Origin of the sequence: Caballeronia sp. LjRoot34 (assembly GCF_964253815.1) — a bacterium.
Taxonomy (GTDB): domain Bacteria; phylum Pseudomonadota; class Gammaproteobacteria; order Burkholderiales; family Burkholderiaceae; genus Caballeronia.
This window is the reverse complement of the sequence record NZ_CAXUSB020000003.1, coordinates 706,421-728,699: the sequence shown is the minus strand read 5'-3', so window position 1 is coordinate 728,699 and position 22,279 is coordinate 706,421. Positions and strand designations below refer to the sequence as shown.

The 22,279-nt window shown below is 59.9% G+C and carries 13 protein-coding genes; 11 read left to right on the top strand and 2 right to left on the bottom strand.

Annotated features, from left to right (window positions below):
- Positions 1–27: 27 nt before the first annotated feature.
- The 7 genes from ACSQ36_RS34265 (at position 28) to ACSQ36_RS34235 (ending at position 11,631) form a co-directional block, all read left to right on the top strand.
- Positions 28–1,098, top strand: a complete 1,071-nt coding sequence (locus ACSQ36_RS34265; RefSeq protein ID WP_436185495.1) for a LacI family DNA-binding transcriptional regulator — start codon at positions 28–30, stop codon at positions 1,096–1,098.
- Positions 1,099–1,297: 199 nt separating this feature from the next.
- Complete coding sequence (locus ACSQ36_RS34260; RefSeq protein WP_436182231.1) at positions 1,298–3,037, top strand: IS1634 family transposase; 1,740 nt, start codon at positions 1,298–1,300, stop codon at positions 3,035–3,037.
- Between the two features lie 1,324 nt (positions 3,038–4,361).
- Positions 4,362–5,882 (top strand): aldehyde dehydrogenase, encoded by a 1,521-nt coding sequence (gene adh, locus ACSQ36_RS34255; protein WP_436185494.1) that lies wholly within the window; start codon positions 4,362–4,364, stop codon positions 5,880–5,882.
- A gap of 76 nt (positions 5,883–5,958) precedes the next feature.
- Entirely contained in the window at positions 5,959–6,351 is a 393-nt protein-coding gene (locus tag ACSQ36_RS34250; protein WP_436185493.1) for a DUF779 domain-containing protein, read from the top strand.
- 108 nt (positions 6,352–6,459) lie between these two features.
- Complete coding sequence (locus ACSQ36_RS34245) at positions 6,460–8,430, top strand: sigma-54-dependent Fis family transcriptional regulator (protein ID WP_436185492.1); 1,971 nt, start codon at positions 6,460–6,462, stop codon at positions 8,428–8,430.
- Positions 8,431–8,589: 159 nt separating this feature from the next.
- Positions 8,590–9,741, top strand: coding sequence for a GAF domain-containing protein (locus tag ACSQ36_RS34240; protein WP_436185491.1), 1,152 nt, complete (start codon positions 8,590–8,592; stop codon positions 9,739–9,741).
- Between the two features lie 87 nt (positions 9,742–9,828).
- Complete coding sequence (locus ACSQ36_RS34235) at positions 9,829–11,631, top strand: NAD(P)/FAD-dependent oxidoreductase (protein WP_213765208.1); 1,803 nt, start codon at positions 9,829–9,831, stop codon at positions 11,629–11,631.
- Between the two features lie 90 nt (positions 11,632–11,721).
- Here ACSQ36_RS34235 and ACSQ36_RS34230 read toward each other — a convergent pair whose 3' ends face one another.
- Both ACSQ36_RS34230 and ACSQ36_RS34225 read right to left on the bottom strand, forming a co-directional pair.
- Positions 11,722–14,691, bottom strand: coding sequence for a bifunctional diguanylate cyclase/phosphodiesterase (locus ACSQ36_RS34230; RefSeq protein ID WP_436185490.1), 2,970 nt, complete (start codon positions 14,689–14,691; stop codon positions 11,722–11,724).
- On the bottom strand, positions 14,688–15,929 hold the full coding sequence (locus tag ACSQ36_RS34225; RefSeq protein ID WP_436186445.1) for an ABC transporter substrate-binding protein: 1,242 nt from the start codon (positions 15,927–15,929) through the stop codon (positions 14,688–14,690). The genes ACSQ36_RS34230 and ACSQ36_RS34225 overlap by 4 nt, the downstream gene beginning before the upstream one ends.
- Positions 15,930–16,362: 433 nt before the next feature.
- Between ACSQ36_RS34225 and ACSQ36_RS34220 the strand changes: the two genes are divergently transcribed.
- The 4 genes from ACSQ36_RS34220 to ACSQ36_RS34205 all read left to right on the top strand — a co-directional run bounded on the left by ACSQ36_RS34220 (position 16,363) and on the right by ACSQ36_RS34205 (position 22,211).
- Complete coding sequence (locus ACSQ36_RS34220) at positions 16,363–16,623, top strand: hypothetical protein (protein ID WP_213765206.1); 261 nt, start codon at positions 16,363–16,365, stop codon at positions 16,621–16,623.
- A gap of 400 nt (positions 16,624–17,023) precedes the next feature.
- On the top strand, positions 17,024–17,584 hold the full coding sequence (locus ACSQ36_RS34215) for a DUF2760 domain-containing protein (protein WP_436185489.1): 561 nt from the start codon (positions 17,024–17,026) through the stop codon (positions 17,582–17,584).
- Complete coding sequence (locus ACSQ36_RS34210; protein ID WP_436185488.1) at positions 17,581–19,428, top strand: Hsp70 family protein; 1,848 nt, start codon at positions 17,581–17,583, stop codon at positions 19,426–19,428. The genes ACSQ36_RS34215 and ACSQ36_RS34210 overlap by 4 nt, the downstream gene beginning before the upstream one ends.
- Before the next feature lie 5 nt (positions 19,429–19,433).
- Positions 19,434–22,211, top strand: a complete 2,778-nt coding sequence (locus ACSQ36_RS34205) for an Hsp70 family protein (protein ID WP_436185487.1) — start codon at positions 19,434–19,436, stop codon at positions 22,209–22,211.
- Positions 22,212–22,279: the final 68 nt, after the last annotated feature.

Below are 22,279 nucleotides of genomic sequence, written 5' to 3'. Positions count from 1 at the left end.
TCAGGCCCTACTGCAACCAAGCGAACCATGCCGAACGACAAGCCGACCGCTTATTCCATCGATGCTCAGGACGAAGCACCGGCCGTGCCCGTCAAGCGGTCGCGCGGCGGTCCGAAAGGGCTGCGCATCACCGACGTCGCGGCCGCCGCTGGCGTCTCGCCCATTACTGTTTCGCGTGTTTTCAACAATCCGGAAACGGTCGCGCCGGAAACGCTCGAGCGCGTGCGTCAGGTTGTGCAGAAGCTTGGTTACGTGCCTAACCGGCTGGCGGGCGGGTTGTCATCGTCGAAGTCGCGGTTGATTGCGGCGATTGTCCCGACTATCGCGCACTCGTTGTTCTCCCAGACCATTCAGGTGTTCAGCGAGACCATGTCGAAGGCCGGTTATCAGGTGCTGCTTGCGTTGAGCGGTTACAGCGATTCTAGTGAGGAAACGCTGCTTGATGCCGTTTTGAGCCGGCGTCCTGAAGGGGTGTTGTTGACGGGCGTGGCGCATACGGATTCGTTGCGTGAACGGTTGCGCAATCTCGGCATTCCGATTGTGGAAACATGGGACATGACGGAAACGCCGATTGATATGCTTGTCGGTTTCTCGCATTACCAGGTGGGCGTTGCGGTTGCGGAACGGTTCCTTGCGCGAGGGGTTTTGCATCCGGGCCTTGTGTCGGCCAATGATGATCGCGCGGTTGCACGTATCACCGGTTTTCGGGAGCGGCTGGCGCGGGCCGGGATCCACGATATAGCGGATGTGATTGTCGCGCCGCCCAGTTCGGTATTGATCGGCAAGGCCGCATTGCCGAAGCTTCTTGAGCGGGTGCCCGCGCTCGATGCGGTTTTCTGCGGCTCGGATCTGCTTGCTATCGGCGTGCTTGGCGAGGCAAAACGCAGGGGTATTGACGTGCCGTCGCAACTGGCTATCTGCGGTTTCGGCGATCTGGAGTTTGCTTCGGAAACGAGTCCGCAGTTGACGACTGTGGGCGTGGACGGAACGCGCATTGGCGTGAGCGCGGCGCACTGTTTGTTAGCGCGGTTGAAAGGCGAGAAGGAAGCGAACGTGGTCGATGTTGGGTTTCATATTGTCGAGCGGCAGACGGGGTGAATTTGGAAGTTGGCTTTCGTTCGCACTGGGGAGGGGCTGATGGTGTTTGGGGAGCGGGGGTTAGTCCGAACTTTTACTAATCGATTAGCCGAAACCCACATCAGTATTGGGTTGCGGCTATTTTTGAAAGGTAAATGTAGCCATGTAAATTCATGTTTTATCCTTGTTTTTTTCGTTAAATATGCTTTACTTGGTGTTCATGTATATCGAACATGTCCCCAACCGCAACTCACCGCCCGCGATCTTGCTGCGCGAGTCCTATCGCGACGGCAACAAGGTCAAGAAGCGCACCCTCGCGAACCTGTCGTCGCTGCCCACTGAAGTGATCGAAGGCTTGAAGGTCCTGCTTCGCGGTGGCGTCGCGGTGTCGTCGGTCGATGAGGCCTTCGTGATCGAACGCAGTTTGCCGCACGGGCATGTGGCTGCCGTGCTTGGCGCGGCGCGCTCCTGTGGAGCCGAGCAGTGGTTCGCGGGGGCGCCCGCGCCGCTGCGCAATGTGATCATGGCGCTGCTGGTGGCGCGCGTCGTGTCGCCCGCCTCCAAGCTCGCCACCCATCGCATGTTGCGCGAGGAGAGCGCAACCCACTCGCTATCGCGCCTGCTGGGACTCGTGGACGTCGAACGCGAGCAGGTCTATGCCGCACTTGACTGGTTGGGCGAGGCTCAAGAGGGCATCGAGAAGCGGCTTGCCAGGCAGCATCTGGGCGGCAGTACGCTGGTGCTCTACGACCTCACTTCCACGTGGGTGACCGGACGCCGTTGCGAGCTCGCCGCGCACGGCTACAGCCGCGATGGCAAGCGTGACGACCCACAGATCGTGTTCGGTTTGATCTGCACGTCTGAAGGATGTCCGGTGGCGGTCGAAGTCTTCGCCGGCAACACTGCCGATCCGGCCACCGTGGCGCCTCAGGTCGCAAAGCTCAAAGAGCGCTACGGGATCGACAAGCTCGCCTGGGTGGGCGACCGGGGCATGCTCACGCAAGCCCGTATCGATACGCTCTTGCGCCCGGCCGGCCTGGACTGGGTGAGCAGCCTGCGCGCCCCGCAGATGGCCGCGCTCGCCCGCGAGAAGGGACCGTTCCAGCCCACGCTGTTCGATGAGCGCAACCTGCTCGAAGTGACGAGTGAAGCGTTCCCCGGCGAGCGGCTGGTAGTGTGCCGCAATCCGTTGTTGGCCGAGGAACGCACCCGCAAACGCGAGGCGCTGTTACAGGCCACCGAACAGGAACTGACCCAGATCGCCGAAGCGACCACGCGCGTACGCAACCGGCTCAAGGGCATCGAGGCAATTGCCTTGCGCGTGGGCCGTATCATCGATCACTTCAAAATGGCCAAGCACTTCGAATTGAACATCACCGACTCGGGCTTGAGCTGGCAGCGCAAGACCGAGCAGATCCAGCAAGAGGCCGCGCTTGATGGTCTGTATGTTGTGCGTACGAGTTTGCCGGCAGCGGCTCTGTCAGCCGAGGCGGCTGTGACGGCCTACAAGGGCCTGGCGGTCGTGGAGCGGGCCTTCCGTTCGCTGAAGACGGTTGATTTGCAGGTCCGTCCGATATTCCATTGGAATGCCGAGCGCGTGCGCGCGCATGTCTTTCTGTGCATGCTCGCTTACTACGTCGAGTGGCACATGCGCGAGAAGTTAAAGCCAATGCTGTTTGACGATGAATACGTCGAGCAAGCGCGCGCGGTCCGGCCTTCGCCCGTGGCCAAGGCGCAACGTTCGGAACAGGCGAAAGCCAAGGACGCCTCCAAGCTCACCGAGGATGGCTTGCCGGTCCACAGCTTTCGCACCTTACTCGACGACTTGGCTACGCTTACCTACAACGTCTGCCACACGCCGCTCAATCCAGACGCCAAGATCATCATGACCACTCGGTCCACGCCCATTCAAGAAAAGGCCTTCCGCCTTCTGAATGTCAACGCTGCTTGTACCCAGTAGCCGTCCTGCGCTCGCACGCATAACATCACGAAATCAATAGCTTATGTTTGCGATCGAGTCAAAGTTCGGGTTAGTGGGCAGGGTTGATGCCGGGGATGGTCGGTTCTGGGTTAGCGGTCGGGGTCTATGCCGGGTTGGTGCTTTCGGCGTTAGTGGTCTGCGAGAGTCGGATATTCTCTTTATCACTATTAGCCACTGTGCGTGGCGGCACGTCATTTCTTTGTCCAAAGCGACAAAGAAACGAAGCAAAGAAAACGCTTTCCAACCGCGCTACCCTAAGTGTCCACAGCGTGCAGTTTTCATTCATAGGTGCCCCAAAAGCACGGTGCTCGCCAGAACCACGGATGTGTGAACCCCTCTTTCTCCGAACACCGATACCCACACGCTTCGCCACCAGTGATTGAACCTGCCCAAGGGGCACCCCGCGCTATCCGCGGACAACCAACCACCGAATTTCACGCATGTCGAACCACGTCGCCAACCCGCCAGGAAACGAGGTCACGAAGATGCGGGTGGCCGTAACCGACGAAAATAGCTGTACAGAACGCGCAGCCAATTCACAAAAACTGAAGCAGTAACCACAAACACGCATCAAGCTGTGGCGAATGAATACGGTCGCACGGACCAGCAGCTAACCCGTCAAAAAACCGCAGCCATAAATACCTGTAAGGCCGTGCGGGTTCATTGGCAAGGGTGCTTGCCCGAGAGCGTACGGGGCGAAGCGTGTTCGTGTCAGGATTCGCGAGAAGGAGGGGTTCACACATCCTTCGCTCTGGCGAGCACCGTGCTTTTGGGGCACCTATGAATAGAAACTGCACGCTGTGGACACTTAGGGTAGCGTGGTTGAAAGCGTTTTCTTTGCTTCGTTTCTTTGTCGCTTTGGACAAAGAAATGACGTGCCGCCACGCACAGTGGCTAATAGTGATAAAGAGAAAATCCGACTCTCGCAGACCACCACGGCCGAAAGCACCAACCCGGCATTGACCCCGACCACTACCGCCGAAAGCACCAACCCGGCATTGACCCCCGACCACTACCGCCGAAACCACCGCCCCAGCACTGACCCCGACCACTCGTAATGAACGGCCCGTCCATAGTTTGCACAACAAATCCGCTGCGCGTCACTGTTCCGTTTCAACACGAATCCCGACGCAGGTGTTCCAAAACGGAACGCCTGATCATCCTCGTGCACAAGCGGAAAACCCGCACCGCCCGTGCCCACGTGCAAGACAGCCATTGGCACGCATCTCGCACGCATGGTCCCACCGGTCGCGGCAATCATGGTCGCGGCGGTCATTCTCACCGACATGCGAGGAGCACGCACATGAATCACGCCGAGATGCAATTTTTGAACACCGACTTCCCGTATAAAAAGCAGTATGGCAACTTCATCGGTGGTCAATGGGTCAAGCCGGTAGGTGGTGAGTATTTCGATAATATTTCGCCAATCACGGGCGAAGCGTTCACATCCATCCCGCGCTCGCGCGAAGCCGATATCGAACTCGCGCTCGATGCAGCGCACAAAGCCAAGACCGCCTGGGGCAAGACCTCACCCGCCGAGCGCGCGAACATCCTGAACAAGATCGCCGACCGGATGGAAGCGAACCTGACGCGCATCGCGGTGGCGGAAACCATCGACAACGGTAAGCCGCTACGCGAAACAATGGCCGCCGACATTCCGTTGGCCATCGATCATTTCCGCTATTTCGCCGGTTGCGTGCGTGCCCAGGAAGGCTCGATTTCGCAAATCGATGAGGACACGGTCGCGTACCACTTCCACGAGCCGCTAGGCGTGGTGGGACAGATCATTCCGTGGAATTTCCCGATCCTGATGGCGGTATGGAAACTGGCGCCCGCGCTGGCTGCCGGCAATTGCGTCGTGCTGAAGCCCGCCGAACAAACGCCCGCTTCGCTGCTGGTGTTGATCGAGTTGATCGAGGATCTATTGCCGGCCGGCGTGCTGAACGTGGTCAACGGCTTTGGGCTGGAGGCGGGCAAACCGCTGGCATCGAACAAGCGGATTGCGAAGATCGCGTTCACCGGCGAGACCACGACTGGCCGCCTGATCATGCAGTACGCCAGCCAGAACCTGATTCCGGTGACGCTCGAACTCGGCGGAAAGAGCCCGAACATTTTCTTCGCCGATGTCATGAACGCGGACGACAGCTATTTCGACAAGGCGCTCGAAGGGTTCGCCATGTTTGCGCTGAATCAGGGCGAGGTCTGCACGTGCCCGTCGCGCGTGCTGATTGAAGAGTCGATCTACGATCGCTTCATGGAACGCGCGCTCAAGCGCGTAGCGGCAATCAGCCAGGGACATCCGCTCGACTCGAAGACGATGATCGGCGCGCAAGCCTCGCAGGAGCAGCTTGAAAAGATCCTGTCATATATCGATCTCGGCAAGCAGGAAGGTGCGGAATGCCTGATCGGCGGAGAACGCAATGCGCTCGATGGCGAGTTGAAGAACGGCTACTACGTGAAGCCGACCGTCTTCCGCGGTCACAACAAGATGCGCATCTTCCAGGAGGAAATCTTCGGGCCGGTGGTGTCGGTAACGACGTTCAAGGACGAAGCGCAGGCGCTGGAAATCGCCAATGACACGCTTTATGGCCTCGGTGCGGGCGTGTGGACGCGCGATGGTACGCGAGCCTACCGCTTCGGCCGCGACATCCAGGCCGGACGTGTGTGGACGAACTGCTATCACGCCTATCCGGCGCATGCGGCGTTCGGTGGTTACAAGCAATCGGGTATTGGCCGGGAGAATCACAAGATGATGCTCGACCACTATCAGCAGACGAAAAACCTGTTGGTGAGTTATAGCGAAAAGCCGCTCGGTTTCTTCTGATCAAAGCGGTTGTTGCGTGATCTGAATGGCGGGCCGCGCTGCGGCTCGCCATAGTGTGTGTTCAGTGGAAACCCTTATGACCGAAGAAGAAGTTTCGCGCGTGGTCGCCACGCCGGCGGCGATCGAATTGATCGATAAGCTGAAGGCCGAACACGGGCAGGTGTTGTTCCATCAATCGGGCGGTTGTTGCGACGGCAGTGCCCCCATGTGTTTTCCGGTTGCCGAATTCATGGTCGGTTCGTCGGACGTCAAGCTCGGCGAGCTAGCCGGCGTGCCGTTCTACATGAGCGAATCGCAATTCGAATACTGGCAGCACACACAGTTGATCATCGATTGCGTGCCGGGGAATGGCGGCATGTTTTCGCTGGAACGCCCCAGCGGGTTGCGTTTTCTCACGCGGTCGCGCCTTTTCGACGACATCGAATCCGCCTGGCTCGAGCATCATCCGGTCGAGCGCGTGACGGGTTAAACGCGGGATTGAACGCTGTAGCAGTGGTACATTGTCTCGATCGACCACGCGACGGGCGGAGCTGACGACCGACTCCCTCCGCGAATGCTGGCGGAGGAGACAATGGTTATGAACCCGGTTTCTATCGACCGTTCAATCGGATCAAGCCGATCCGCGCTGCTGGCCGGCAATCATGCCGGCCGTATGGAAGGGCTGGATATCATCAGGCAATCGCACGAACGTTCCCGCGGCTTCGGCCTGTCGGACACCATGCGGCCCGACTACGGCGTGCTCGGTGAAGCGGAGCTCCGGCTCAAGCGCGAGCAGAATCGCGCGCTCTCCACGCATGCGCTGCCCGTCATAGAAACGCTCTACGGGCAGATCGCCAATACGCACAGCATGGTCGTACTGACCGACTCCGAAGGGCTGATCCTGCATTCGCTCGGCGACGACGATTTTCTCGCCCGTGCCGACCGCGTCGCGTTGCGTCCGGGCGCGCTATGGAGCGAACAGCAGCAGGGCACCAACGCAATTGGCACAGCCATTGCCGCAGGCGACGCCACCATGGTGCTCGGTGACCAGCATTACCTGCGCGCGAACCGGTTTCTTGCGTGCTCCAGCGTGCCGATTCTTGATCCATTCGGAGAGTTGCTAGGCGTTCTCGACGTTACCGGCGATTGTCGCGGCCACAGCCGTCATACCATGGCGCTTGCCAAGATGTCCGCGCAGATGATCGAGAACCATTTGTTCACCAGCGCCTTTCCTGAAGCATTGCGAATCCATTTTCACGGACGGCCCGAGTTTATCGGCACGTTGATGGAAGGCATTGCTGCGTTCAGGGCCGATGGGCGCTTTCTATCGGCTAATCGCAGCGCGCAATTTCAGTTCGGCTTGCCGCTGGCCTCGTTGCGCGCGCATACCTTGTCATCGTTGTTCAACGTCTCGTGCGGGGAATTATTCGACCGGATGCGCGGCGGTGTGGGCACGCCCGTCGAGCGCACGATTTCGCTCTGCCTGCACAGCGGCGTCAACGTATTTGCCAGCGCGGATCTGCGGCGCTCGACGGCCGTTTCGCTCTCGACGGATAGCGGCGATGTCACCGACGTCGTCCCTCGCAAACGCGTCCCCGAACCCCAACCCAAACTCTCCGGCCTGCGTTACCTGATGACCGGCGACGCTCAGGTTGCGGCGCTCGTTGAACGGGTGCGCAAGGTGATCGGTAAAAATATTCCGATCCTGATTGGCGGCGAGACGGGTACCGGCAAAGACGTCCTGGCGAGCGCGGTGCATCGTGACTCGCCGCGTTGCGACGGGCCATTCGTTGCGTTGAATTGTGCGTCGATCCCGGACACGCTGATAGAAGCGGAGTTGTTCGGTTATGAGGAAGGGGCATTCACGGGCGCATCGAAGCGTGGTGCGTGCGGCAAGATTTTGCAAGCCGATGGCGGCACCTTGTTCCTCGATGAAATCGGCGATATGCCGTTCTCATTGCAAAGCCGTTTGCTCCGTGTGCTGCAGGAGCGCACGGTGACGCCGCTCGGCAGCACGCGCGCCGTGCCCGTGGATTTCGCGTTGATCTGCGCGACCAATCGCAATCTGCGCGAGCGCGTCAGTGCTGGCGAATTCCGCGAGGATCTCTATTACCGGATCAACGGTCTGCTGGTGACGTTGCCGCCGTTGCGCCAGCGTACCGATCTCGCCGTGACCGTTGAAAAGATCCTTCGTGCCGAGCGTCCGAGCGGTACGCCCATCAGGGTTTCGCCCGAGGTTCTGGCGGCGTTCACCCGCCACTCGTGGCCAGGAAACTTTCGGCAACTGGCGAACGTGCTGAGGACCGCGTGTGCGATGCTCGACGACCGTGAAACGTGTATCGGCCTTGATCATCTGCCGCAAGATTTCTTCGATGACGAACGCGACGCCAGGACATTGTCGAGGCCGGTGAAGGACAGCGCGCGCCTGGACGATCTCGCGTTGTCGGCTGTCGCGGCAGCGCTTGAGACACACGCCGGTAACCTCTCGGCGGCGGCGCGAATGCTTGGCGTATCGCGTAACACGCTCTACCGGAAGATGGCTGCGCTCGACGAAACGCGGCGTCGATAACGTCGCCGTCGATTGAGACAAATGTCTCATCAACCTCGATGGTGCACTGCGGTGTGATCTCCCCGAATACGCATGCTAAAACGTCATCATGCGTTTAAGTTTTCGGGTTGCAGCGTGTCGTGAATGGCGCGAGCGCACCGAATCCGCCGGAGGCTCCTCATGCCGTATGTTTCGCAGACCAGACACATCGATCGCGTGCGCAACGTGATAGAAGGCCGCATGATCAGCCCGGGTGCCGATGCGTCGCGGCTGGCGTCATCGTACCGGCGGTCGCTGGAGCAATATCATCTCGATCCGGGCGCGACTGTTGGTCCGCGCATCCTGACCGTTCCCGAATTGCGCGATGTCCAGCAGCGTGAAGAAACCGTGCTGCGGGCATCGGGCCAATGTCTTTCGCGACTGCATGAAACCGTGCGCGAAGCCGACTACTGCGTGATGCTGACCGATGCAGCGGGCGTGACTATCGACTACCGGGTGGATCGTGATCGCCGCCACGAATTCAAGCGCGCGGGTCTGTATCCCGGTTCGTGCTGGTCTGAGCGTGAAGAGGGGACATGCGGCGTTGCGTCGGTGTTGCTCGACGCCGAGGCGATCACCGTCCACAAGACCGACCATTTCCGCGCGGCGTTCACCACGCTGACATGTAGCGCATCGCCTATCTTCGGCGTGCAAGGCGAGTTGATCGGCGTGCTGGATGCGTCAGCCGTGCGCTCACCCGAAGAGCGCGAGAGTCAGCGGCTGGTCAACCATATCGTGCGGCAAAGTGCGCTGCTGATCGAGGACGGTTTCTTTCTCAACGCAACCACGCATTGCTGGGTCTTGCTCGCGCACCGCAGCCGGCATTACGTTGAGGCGCAGCCGGAAATACTCATCGCCTTCGATGTACGCGGCTACGCGATCGCCGCTAACCGGCGCGCGAAAGAATGTGTGCCGGCGCTGGATCAGTTGCCGCGCCACGTCTCCGAACTCTTCGATATCCGCGCCGAACGCCTGCTCGATGCACGCCCCGGACGCGATCTCATCTCGTTCAGGTTGGTGGGCTCGGGATCACCGCTGCATGCGCGCGTGAGGCCACCTGTCCTACGCGCTTCCAGAAGCCCGACGCCGACACCGACACCCCGCGAAGCCACCAAACCGGTAACGCAACCCGCGTTGTCTGAAAGCGAAACACTGGAACGCGCCCGCATACTCGCAGCGATGACCGATGCAAAGTGGCGGCCCGTCGTGGCGGCACAGACGCTGGGTTTATCGCGGGCGACGTTGTATCGGCGGATAGCGAAGTTTGGAATAGTGGCGCCGCACAGGCGTTAGCAGTAGATAAGCGCTTTCATTTTAGCGGGCACAGACCCGTCTTTCTTAACCGATACTTAGTGATCCGTATCTCATGGAGGAGCGACCATGTCTGAACAGAATCCGAATCAAACCATCAGCAACATCCTGGAGACATTCGAAGCCGCGTTAAAAAGCGGCGACACCGCGGCGGCCATTGCGCTATTCCAGCCCGATGGTTATTGGCGCGACCTTGTCGCGTTCACCTGGAACATCAAGACGATGGAAGGCCGCGAGCAGATTGCCGCGATGCTCGATTCGCAGTTGAACACGGTCAAGCCATCAAAGCTGAAGATTGCCGATAACGAAACGGCGACCGAAGCGGACGGCGTGACGCAAGCGTGGATCACGTTCGAGACGGGAGTCGCGCGCGGCACGGGTTTTATCCGCGTGAAGGACGGGCAGATCTGGACGTTGCTCACGACCATGACTGAACTCAAAGGCCACGAAGAACCGAAAGGGTTCAGGCGGTCGATGGGCGCTGAACACGGCGCGCGTACGGACCGCACCAGCTGGAAGGAGAATCGAGAGGCTGAACTGGAGACGCTGGGTTATGAGAAGCAGCCGTATTGCCTGATAGTCGGCGGCGGGCAGGGTGGCATTGCGTTGGGAGCGCGGCTGCGGCAACTGGGTGTGCCGGCGATCATTATCGATAAGAACGAGCGCCCCGGGGACGCCTGGCGTGCTCGTTATAAAACGCTGTGCCTGCATGATCCGGTCTGGTACGACCACATGCCGTATCTGCCTTTCCCGGACAACTGGCCGGTGTTTTCGCCGAAGGACAAGATAGGCGACTGGCTGGAGATGTACACGAAGGTGATGGAACTGAACTACTGGGGATCGACGACCTGTACATCTGCCCGATACGACGAAGCCGCCGGCGAATGGATCGTGGAAGTCGAGCGCGACGGCGAAAAACTGACGCTGCGGCCGAAGCAACTCGTGCTCGCCACCGGCATGTCGGGCAAACCGAATCTGCCGAAGTTCAAGGGCATGGATGTGTTCAAGGGCGAGCAGCATCATTCGTCGAAACATCCGGGACCGGATGCTTACAAGGGCAAGAAGGTCGTGGTGATTGGCGCGAATAATTCTTCGCACGATATTTGCGGGGCGCTGTGGGAAGCGGGCGTGGATGTGACCATGGTTCAGCGTTCGTCCACGCACATAGTCAAGTCGAACACGCTGATGGACCTGGCGCTGGGCGATCTTTACTCCGAGCGCGCGGTGGCGGCGGGCATGACCACGATGAAGGCCGACCTGACGTTTGCATCGATTCCATACAAGATCCTGCACGAGTTCCAGATCCCGGTATACAACGCGATCAAGGAGCGTGATGCGGAGTTTTATGATCGGCTGGAGAAACGCGGTTTCATGCTTGATTTCGGCGATGACGGCTCGGGCCTCTTCATGAAATATCTGCGACGCGGATCGGGCTATTACATCGATGTGGGCGCGGCAGACCTCGTCGCGGACGGCAAGATCAAGCTGAAGAGCGGGGTGGATGTAGTCGAGTTGAAAGAGCATTCGGTCGTGCTCAGCGACGGCAGCGAACTTGAAGCGGATCTGGTCGTGTACGCGACCGGTTATGGGTCGATGAACGGCTGGGCCGCGGATCTTATATCACGTGAGGTGGCGGACAAGGTGGGCAAGGTGTGGGGCTTGGGATCGAATACGACCAAGGACCCGGGGCCGTGGGAAGGCGAGCAGCGCAACATGTGGAAACCTACGCAGCAGCAGGCGTTGTGGTTCCATGGCGGTAACCTGCATCAATCGCGCCACTACTCGCAGTATTTATCGCTGCAACTCAAGGCGCGGATGGAGGGGATTCCAACGCCGGTATTCGGCTTGCAAGAGGTGCATCATTTGTCGTGATGGCAGGTTGTAACTGACGCTTTGCAACGGAACGTCAGGCGTGCCCGGCGGGGGTCGATTCTTTATCGATTGTTGCCGGGCACGTGTGTTTCATGCGTCGGCTATGCTGCTCGCAGCAGCCGTATGATGGGTAGGCCTCTCCGTGAGAGCCGGCCATACCAACGCCTCAAATTGATCAGGTGGAACGGGCTCGGAATATAAAAAACCTTGGGCAAAATCACAACCCACGGCGAAGAGGAAATCCCGTTGCTCTGTCGTCTCCACCCCTTCCGCAATGACTTTCAATCCCAGTTTGTGAGCGAGTACGACCATCGCCTCGCAAAGCGCCTGATTGTCTCCATCAAACGCGAGGTTCTGCACGAATGAACGGTCGATCTTGAGGTAATCGATATCGAAGCGCCTGAGATATGCCAGCGACGAGTAACCCGTCCCGAAGTCGTCGATCGAGATCCGGATCCCCGCATCGCGGAAGGTCAGCAGCTTCTCATCAATCTTCGATTCGGCATGCAGTAACAGCCCCTCGGTTATTTCAATCGCAACACTCTGCCCCGGCATCCCTTCCTGATTCAGATAGTCGGGCCATTGGGTACACAGGAGGCTGTCTTGACGAATCTGCACCGGTGACACGTTGACGCTGATCTGGAAAGACGGATGGAATCGGCTGCGCCATTGCCGGGCCTGCTGCACAGCCTGTTTAAACATCCAGTCTCCGACCGGAACGATGAGTCCGGTGTCTTCGGCCAATGGAATGAAATCCAGCGGGCTGATCGTGCCGCGTTCAGGGTGCAGCCAGCGGATCAGTGCCTCGGCTTTGTAGACTTCCCCAGTCGCCAGATCGACGATGGGCTGGTAATAGATCTGGAACTGCTCGCCGGGCAGGGCGGCGCGTAGATCACTCATGAGACGCCGGCGCTTTTCTGCCGCCACTTGCAAGTCGGGCGTGAAGTAGCTGAAACGATTGCGCCCGGCGTTTTTGGCCGCATACATGGCCTGGTCAGCATTCTTGAAAAGGACATCGAGTTCGCTGGTGTCGTCGGGGTAAAGCGTGATGCCGACGCTGGCCGATATGAAAGCCTCGTCCGGGCCGAGCTTGAAGGGTTCGGCCAGCTTGTCGATGATAGTCTTTGCGATCCGGTCAATGCTTTCGATGTCGTCCAGGTTGGGCAGGATGACAGTAAATTCGTCACCGCCGAGACGAGCAACAGTGTCCGATTCGCGCACGCTCGACGTGATGCGTCTGGCCGCCTCGATCAGCAGGATGTCCCCGGTGTCGTGTCCCAGGGAGTCATTGACCTCTTTGAATCGATCCAGGTCGATCAGCATCAAGGCCATACGTTTTCCGGAGCGACGCGCCATTCTGGCTTCATGGTCGAGACGGTCATGAAACATCTGACGGTTCGGAAGGTGGGTCAGCGCATCAAAATTGGCCTGTTTCCAGATCGTTGCCTCGAATGCCATCCGGTCCGATAAATCGCGACCAACGGCCAGCACGGAACTCACCTTGCCTGACCGGTCAATCTCCGGAGTCAGGCGGATATGGGTGCACTGTTCCTGTCCGTCGCGACTGACCCATTTCAGTTCGAACTGCGAACTTTCCCCGCTTGAAATGACGTCTAGAATCTTCATCTCGTAGATCAGCGCATTAGCGCCGCCGGGGTTTTCTGAAGGGCGCTTGCCGAGCGCTTCGCCGAGGCTGCACCCCGCCGAGGTACAGAACGCGGGATTGGCATAAATGCGGTGGAGGTCCCGGTCGTAGCGGGTAATCGTGTCAGGCGAATTCTCGATCAACGTGCGCGACTCGTGCTCCTTGGTAACGAGTTCCGCCGTTCGCTCGATGACGGTCTGTTCAAGGGAGGAGTTGATCTCGTTGATCTTCTGGATTTTCTGCTTGATTGCCTCGCGCATTCTTTCAAACCGCTGCGCCAGTCTGCCTAACTCATCTTGACTGTCGGCATCGGTGAGCGCCTGTGCGTCTTCTTCAGCCTCGGCTCCCGCATCGTTGCCCGTATCGTGCATCTTTCGCACCAGTTCCTTAAGCGGTGCCGAAATGCTGTGGGAGATAAAGTAGGCGAGGAAGATCGAAAGCAAGAAGCCCGAGATGCCGACCAGCACGATCTGGTCGCGCACCGACTGTGCCTGTGCCGTCAACTTTGCTTCGGGAATTGTGCTGACCACAAACCAGGTCGTGCCGGGAATCCTTGAGTACGCGGCAAAGTAGCGCGCGCGGCGCTTGCCCTCGAAGGCGACGAAACCACTGGGCTGGCCATAGGGTTCGTTATGCGCGATTTTATCGATCAGACCTGGTTCAGCCGTCTCACTGGTACTCGCGGATGTGTCGTCTGCACGGACAATCAGCTTGTTGCTACTGGCATCGAGAACGTAGATTTCCGTTCCACTCCCCAAGGCGACGTCATTAAAAATTGTCGAGAAATATTCGGGGCGAACGACCAGAACCAGATTGCCGATCTGCCGATTATTGCTCTTGCCAATGATAGCCCGCACCATCCCCAGGTTTTGTTGCCCAACACCGTTGTCGTAACTGCCCCAATAAGGGTGTCCATTATGATCGGGCGCCTGCTTGACCAAATGCGTCACACCCTGGGTCAGTTGCGCGAACGCCTGGGTGTCCATGATGCGGTTGTTCTTGTCGAGCAGGTATTTCTGGTTGATGAAATCAATCGATCCGTAGTGCTCCAGGAGTAGCCGGGTCATATCCCGGCGCGCCTCGCTCTGCTCTTTTGCGCTGCCGTTTGCGACCCTTGTCAACGCACCTTGAACCCGATCGGAGAGCACAAGGAAGCTGCTTTCCGTCTCGATCTGCTCCATCCGCAACAAGACGTTCTTGGATAGCTGCCTGACCACCTCTTTCGAAAATATCTCTGCCTTCTCCCTGATCGCCGCACTCGACTCGACATACGATAAGTATCCCGAAAGAAGTATGGGCAGCAGCGAGAGCAAAATGAATGCGGTGATTAGCCGGTAGCGAATTTCGACCCGGCGCAGCAGATCCAGGGAGAGGTATTCGAAAACGCTTCGCAGCGAACCGATGATTGAGCTCATTTGTAGTGCATCTTTGCTTCGTTCTTGACAGATTCGTCCAGGAGTTTTGCCGCCTGCCTGGGCGTGATCTTCTTGAACAACACATCCTGCATCAACTGATGCAACCGCTCGATCGAGTTGGAGGGTAGGACAGAATAGTACGGGCTAGCGGTCACGGAAAAATGGCTGACCCTATTCGTGTAGTCGGCAATCTTTGGATTGCTCACCATTGTTTCGTCGACTTGCTTGAATGGCGGAATGTTCTGACGTTTTCTTTGGAGAATGGAGAATCCCTTCCCGGCGATGAATTCCAGAAAGCGAGTGGCGGCGACTTTGTTGGGCGTCTCACACACCGCAAACCCGGTTTCACTGCCAATCACAGGCACCACCCGCTTGCCAGGCGCGTTCCAGGGGGGAATAAACACGCCAACCTCGAAGGGGTTGCCGCGCAACAAAAGGCCGGCTGCCCAACTGCCGTGGAAAGCCATCGCAACCTTGCCTTCCTTGAACAGGCGTATGCCTTCATCGTAGTCCGTCGCCATGAACCCCTCTTGTACGTATCCGCGGTCTGCAATCAGCAGAATCTTCGCAAAGATATCGGCTACCTGAGGCGTGTTCAAATCGAGCGTGCCGTCAGAGATTTTCTTCTTCCAATCCGGGTCGCGTGCCACCACATTGTTGGCAAAGCCGAAACTGAAGGGACCGTTGCCGAGCATGTTAGGGAAGCCGCCGTTCCACATGATAGGTGTAAAACCCGCACGTTTGAGCTTATCGCAAACTATCAGGAATTCGCGGAAATTGGTCGGCAGTTCCGTGATCCCGGCCTTCGCGAACATGTCCTGGTTGTAATAAATCAGCGTCGTCGCCACTCCGCCGGAGATTCCAAACTTTCTGGATTGGCGACTCGTCCAGTCTCCCTTGAGAGGGTCGAGCATGTTGTTCCATGCTGACGTTTCGCCGACGTCCGCCAGGATGCCTTGATCGGCCAATTCAGCCGCATAGGCGTTAGGGTTGACACTGACCAGATCCGGCAAGTTGCCGGAGGCGATCCGGGGCTTGATATTTTCTTCGACTGAATTGCCAATCATGAACTGCACATTCACGCGTATGTCTGGATTGAGCTTGCTGAACTCGGCGGCAATCTGAAGCATTTCCTCTGGCCAATCTGGGGCCCATATCAGCGCAGTGATGGTGGTCCGGGGCGGCGCGCTCGCGCTCGAAGAGGTGTGGTCTTGCTGGTGACAACCATACAACGACATGAGAATGACGCTGAGCAGGACAGATAGAAGGGAGGCAAGCTCAATTCGTCGCACTTGAGGTTTACTTTTTGGTTGCGGGATGGAACGACCCGGCGTCAATGGGCACTTTGGACGCACCTGAAAGCTAACCGTTGGAACCTGCATCGCGAAAGAGCTAATGGCATAACCATGGTGGCGGCTCTGAAGCGGAAAGTCGCAAAGACAAGGCGAATTGAACGGGGGCAGTGCTTAGATTGAATATCGGCAACGGGAGTCAATACTTTAACTAGCGCGAACCCGGATTTCCCCGGCATGACGGGGAGTCGCCGACGCGAATACGTGTCTGTCGATCCGCCGTGAATCTTTGTATGCGAGGGCCTGGCACGTGACGGCTGGGACCGTCTGCAACTCCTGACGGTCCCGGCCATCAGGGTTTACAGTTAAACTATTTGCCATGAACGAGTGCCGTTACTGCAGAAAAATGCGTGACGAATGGGATTGCCACGGGCAGGAGTGCCGCACGGCCATAGCCCGGGCTCTGCGAAGGCAGCGGCTTGGCCTGCCGATGGTGCCGAATCTCATCCGCAACGAAATCCCCGCTGGCGCGACCACGGGGGAGGTCATTACCGTCCTGTGGCGCCAGCGCGTGCGCGCTCGCCGTGCCAACGAAGAGCGCCGGAATCGTAAGGCGGCCGATGATTTCGAAGGCGACTAGCCGCCAAACCGGGCATCAGTCGATCGTTCGTTTCCAGCGACCGAAACCGCGCCCTGCCGGTCTTACGCATGCACCAAATCTCAACCCCGTATGGCCCTTCATGCGGCGCATCGCAATGCGCGCGGCTTTCAATTTCATAGGCGGCAAGACCGGCGTGTCGATGCCTTCAGGCACGAGCCATGCGCGCGCGCACGCAGGCAGCATCGCAATGGCGACAATAGACCGCCACCATTCGCATATTGAACGGCTCTCGGCCACATCAAGGCAAAATACGGGTTTTAGCCCCCATCGGGCTGACGAATTAAATGCCGGCATTCGCCCTTCAAGGCTTTCAATGAGCCTTGTCCAGCGGCCGGCAGGATAGCTCGTTGTTCAAGCGAGCCTACAGGAGCAATTTTGTATGACCGAATCAAACCTGTCTTTCTTCGGCAGACTTTCCCTGGCCGTCGGAACATTTTTCGCTGTCCTGGGTGACCGCGAATTCGCAGCCCAAGTGCGTCGGCTGCGCGACGGGGCAGTAGTGGCGGCGCCAGTCACCGCACCCCAACCCGCAGCAGCAGTCGCTCCCACGATCAAGGCGGCAAGCCCGGACGCGGCGCTTCAGCTTCTCGGACTTCTCCAGCGCGGCGCGCGCTTTGTTGACTTTGTCGAAGAGGACATTGCAGGTTATTCCGATGCGGACATCGGCGCCGCCGCGAGGCTTGTGCACGACGGTTGCCGCGCGACGCTGCGCGAGCATTTCACGATTCGCCCGGTACGAGAAGAGGCCGAAGGCAGCCGCGTGACGCTCGCCGATGGCTTCGACGCGACCGCAATCAGACTGACAGGCAACGTGGTCGGCAAGCCGCCGTTCAGCGGCAATCTTAGTCACCGCGGCTGGCGAGTAGAAGACGTCCGGCTCCCGATGTTGACAAAGACCCACGACGCAACCGTGATCGCACAGGCCGAGGTGGAACTATGACGGAGGCGCGTTATTCGATCGGCATCGATCTGGGCACTACCCATTGCGCCCTCTCGTATGTCGATCTCTCCGCCAGTGACGGCGAGAAAACCAGTCAAGGCGTGCTGCCGATCACGCAGCTCACCGCACCGGGGGCCATCGAATCACCGGACCTGCTGCCCTCGTTTCTCTACCTGCCGCATCCGAGCGAACTGACGCCGGGTGACCTGGCCTTGCCGTGGACCGCCGAACGCGACTTCGCAGTCGGTGAAATGGCACGCAGCCGAGGCGCAGGGACGCCGATTCGTTTGGTATCGAGCGCCAAGAGCTGGCTCTGTCATTCGGGCGTGGACCGTCGCGCGGCGATCCTGCCAAGCGACGCGCCGCCTGAAGTCACGCGTGTCTCACCGCTTGAAAGCTCGGTTCGCTATCTCACGCATCTGCGTGAAGCATGGGACTACGCGCATCCCGACGCACCGTTCAGCGAACAGGAAATCACGGTCACCATTCCCGCTTCCTTCGATCCGGCCGCGAGGGAATTGACCGCCGAGGCAGCGCAAGCGGCTGGTTACGCCCGCATGACGCTGCTGGAAGAACCGCAAGCAGCGCTCTATAGCTGGATCCAGAAAAGCGACGGCGCCTGGCGCAAGCAAGTGAAGGTCGGCGACATCATCCTGGTCGTGGACGTGGGCGGCGGCACGACCGACCTGTCGTTGATCGCGGTTATCGAACGTGAGGGCAATCTTGAGTTGCATCGTGTCGCGGTCGGCGAACACATCCTGCTGGGCGGCGACAACATGGATCTGGCGCTGGCGCATGGGGTTGCGCGCAAGCTGGCTGCCCAGGGAACGCAGGCCGATCCGTGGCAGTTGCGCGCGCTCACCTATGCGTGCCGGGCAGCCAAGGAAACGCTGTTGACCGACCGCAGTACAGATACCGTGCCGCTGGTCGTACCGAGCCGTGGATCGAAACTGATTGGCGGCTCGATCCGCACCGAACTGACCCGCGCCGAACTCACGCAGACGATTCTCGATGGCTTCTTCCCGCAAGTCGATGCATCGGCGCGGCCGGTGACCCGAGCACGAGGCGGCCTGACGCAGCTCGGCCTCCCGTATGCGCAGGATGCGGGCATTACGCGGCATCTCGCAGCGTTCCTCGGCCGACAGGTCGCAGCACTCGCCGATCTCGACGGACTGCAGCACGTGCCGGTCGAGAACGCGAGCTTCCTGCATCCCACGGCGGTCTTGTTCAACGGCGGCGTGTTCAAGTCGACGCTGCTCGTCGAACGCATTCTCGATGGCCTTAACGGCTGGCTCGCAGCCGAAGGCGCGGCGCCAGCACGCCTTTTGGGCGGCGCCGATCTCGACCTCGCGGTCGCGCGCGGCGCGGCGTACTACGGCTACGTGAAACGCGGCAAGGGCGTGCGCATTCGTGGCGGCACGGCGCGCGCTTACTATATTGCGATCGAGTCAGCCATGCCGGCCGTGCCCGGTATGGAGCCACCTGTCCAGGCATTGTGCCTCGCGCCCTTCGGTATGGAAGAAGGCACGGACGCGGCCTTGCCGGCTCAGGAATTCGGCCTCGTGGTCGGGGAGCCCGTGCACTTCCGCTTCTTCGGTTCGTCGGTACGCCGGCAAGATCAGGTCGGCACGATGCTCGACTACTGGTCGCCCGACGAGTTGCAGGAGCTGGAGGAAATCCACGCTACGCTGCCGCCCGAAGGACGTACGCCCGGCGAAGTCGTGCCGGTGAAGCTGCATGCACGGATCACTGAAGCCGGCACACTGGAACTCGAAGCCGTGCCGCGCGGCACGAACGAGCGCTGGAAAGTCGAATTCGATGTGCGCGGCAGCGCGAACGCCTGAGCGCGATGAAGCGAACCATCGTCGGCATCGATCTCGGCACGAGCAATACGGTCGTTGCGTACGTCGAGGCGGGGTCTGACGAAATCAGCATCTTCGATATCGATCAGCTTGTGGGTCTTGGCGAGGTCGGCGCGCGCGAGCTGTTGCCGTCCGTGCGCTATCACCCGGCGCCGGGCGAGCTTGCGCCTGGCGATCTGCAATTACCGTGGAGCGGAGCCAACAAGCACGATACGCAGCCGGCCGTGATTGGACATCTGGCTCGCACGCTCGGCGCGCAGGTGCCGGGACGCCTCGTGACCAGCGCGAAAAGTTGGCTCTCGCATGCGTCGGTCGACCGTCTTGCACCGATTCTGCCGTGGGGCGCGCTCGCGGTCACCGGCAAGGTCTCGCCGGTGACCGCGAGCGCCAGCTATCTGGCTCACGTGCGTGCCGCGTGGAACCGCCGTTTTCCGCACGCGTTGCTCGAAGATCAGGACGTAGTGCTAACCGTTCCTGCATCGTTCGATGACGGCGCGCGCGCACTTACGCTCGAGGCCGCGCGTATTGCGAAACTGCCTGCTCTGCGCTTGCTCGAAGAGCCTCAGGCCGCTTTCTACGACTGGCTGTTTCATCATCGCGCGACGCTTGGCGCCGAACTCGCGCAGACGCGCCTCGTGCTGGTCTGCGATGTGGGCGGCGGCACAACAGACCTCACACTGATCAAGGTGCATTTTGAGGACGGCGAGCCGCAACTGACCCGCATTGGCGTCGGCAATCATTTGATGCTCGGCGGCGACAACATGGATCTTGCGCTCGCGCATCTGGTCGAGACGCGTTTGGCCAAGGAGCAAACGCGGCTGTCGGCGGCGAGCCTGTCCCAGCTCGTCGAACGATGCCGCGCCGCGAAGGAGCAATTGCTTGGCGCACAGCCGCCCGACTCCGTCGCAATCACGCTGCTTGGTGCGGGGGCCCGGCTTGTCGGCGGCGCACGCACGACGGAGCTGAGCCGGCAGGAAGTCGAGCAGATCATCGTGGAAGGGTTCTTTCCCATGGGCAGCCTGGACGAACTGCCTCGCCGGTCGCGGGCCGCGCTCGTCGAGTTCGGCTTGCCCTACGCGGCCGATGCGGCAATCACGCGGCACATCGCAGCGTTTCTGAAAAGACTCGACGCGCAGTCGCGCGATGCATTGGGTGCATCGGATATTGCGCAAACGTCGATGCCCGATACCTTGCTGCTCAACGGTGGCGTCTTCCGGGCCGAAGCGCTCTCCCGGCGTCTGGCGAGCGCGCTGGGTACGTGGCGCGGGCAGCCTCTGCATGTGTTGCAAAACGACCATCCCGACGTTGCTGTCGCGCGTGGCGCGGTCGCTTACGGCCTGGCCCGCGCGGGACACGCGCCGCGTATTGGCGGCGGCTCGCCACGCAGCTACTTCCTCGTCCTTGATAACGACGCGCAGGACAACGCGCAGGCATTGCGAGGCGTGTGCCTGTTGTCACGCGGAACCGAAGAAGGCCACGAGGTCCATCTCGAGGATCGTGTGTTTGCACTGCGGCTTGGGGCACCGGTGCGCTTCCATCTGGTTTCCACCGTCGCCGACACGGCTTGGAAGCCAGGCGACCTTGTCGACCTCACGACGGGCGACTTCGTCCGCTTGCCGCCGGTCGCAACGGTGGTGCAGCAGCAGGACGCAAGCGGACCTCGCGAGCGACGGGTCAGACTCACGACGTCGCTGACGGAACTCGGCCGGCTGGAGATGCACTGCATCGCAACCGATGACGCTTCGCAACGATGGCTGCTCGAGTTCCAGTTGCGCCGTGACGATGCTGAACACGACATCTCCGCGGCTAGTCGAAATCCGTCACTCGACAAAGCGATTGAACTCATCGACCGCACGTTCGGCGCTCGCTCGGCGAATGTCGATCCCAAGGAAGTGAAGCGTCTGCGTGCAGGACTAGAACAGCTACTGGGGCCGCGTCAGAGTTGGGATAGCGCACTGCTTCGCGAACTGTTCGGGGCGCTCTGGGAGCGCGCTAGCCGGCGGCGTCGTTCCGCAGATCATGAGCGCCTATGGTTGAATCTGGCGGGATACTGCGTGCGGCCGGGATTTGGCTATCCGCTCGATGAATGGCGCATCGAACAGCTTTGGTCGCTGTTCGATGACGGCATCCAGTACGTCAACGAGGGCCAGGTGTGGTCCGAATGGTGGACGTTATGGCGTCGCGCGGCAGGTGGCCTGCGTGAGGATGCACAGCTTCAGGTGCTCGATGCAATGGCCTGGCTTCAGGCTGCTGCGGGCACGAAGCGGCACAAGCTGCCCTTCGATCCTGCGAAGGTCGGCCATGCGGACATGCTTCGTCTTTCCGCGTCGCTTGAACGCATCCCCGTTGATCGCAAGATTGAAATTGCGGAAGAGCTTCTGGTCCGGCTTCAGCGGCCCTCGGAAAATCACCAGGGCTGGTGGGCAATTGGACGCATCGGTGCACGCCGGCCGTTCTATGGCAGCGCGCATGGTGTCGTGCCGGCGGACGTGGTGACCCGATGGCTGGACGCAATCCTCGCGCTGGACTGGAGAAAGGTTGAGCCCGCCGTGTTTGCCGCCGCGCAAATCGCGCGTATGACGGGCGACCGTTCAAGGGATCTGGCGGAGCCGGTCCGCGAGACTGTCGTGCGGCGACTCGAAGCCGCGAACGCACCGCCGGCGTGGGTCAATATGGTTCGCGAAGTCGTGATGCTCGATAACGCGGACACCGGGCGCGTGTTCGGAGAGTCACTGCCTGTCGGATTAAAACTGATTGTCGACTGACCCGTCTTTCGGGGGACCTTGATGCAAGCCGGCGGTCTTGTCGACATGTGTTTCATATATTGAGTCGC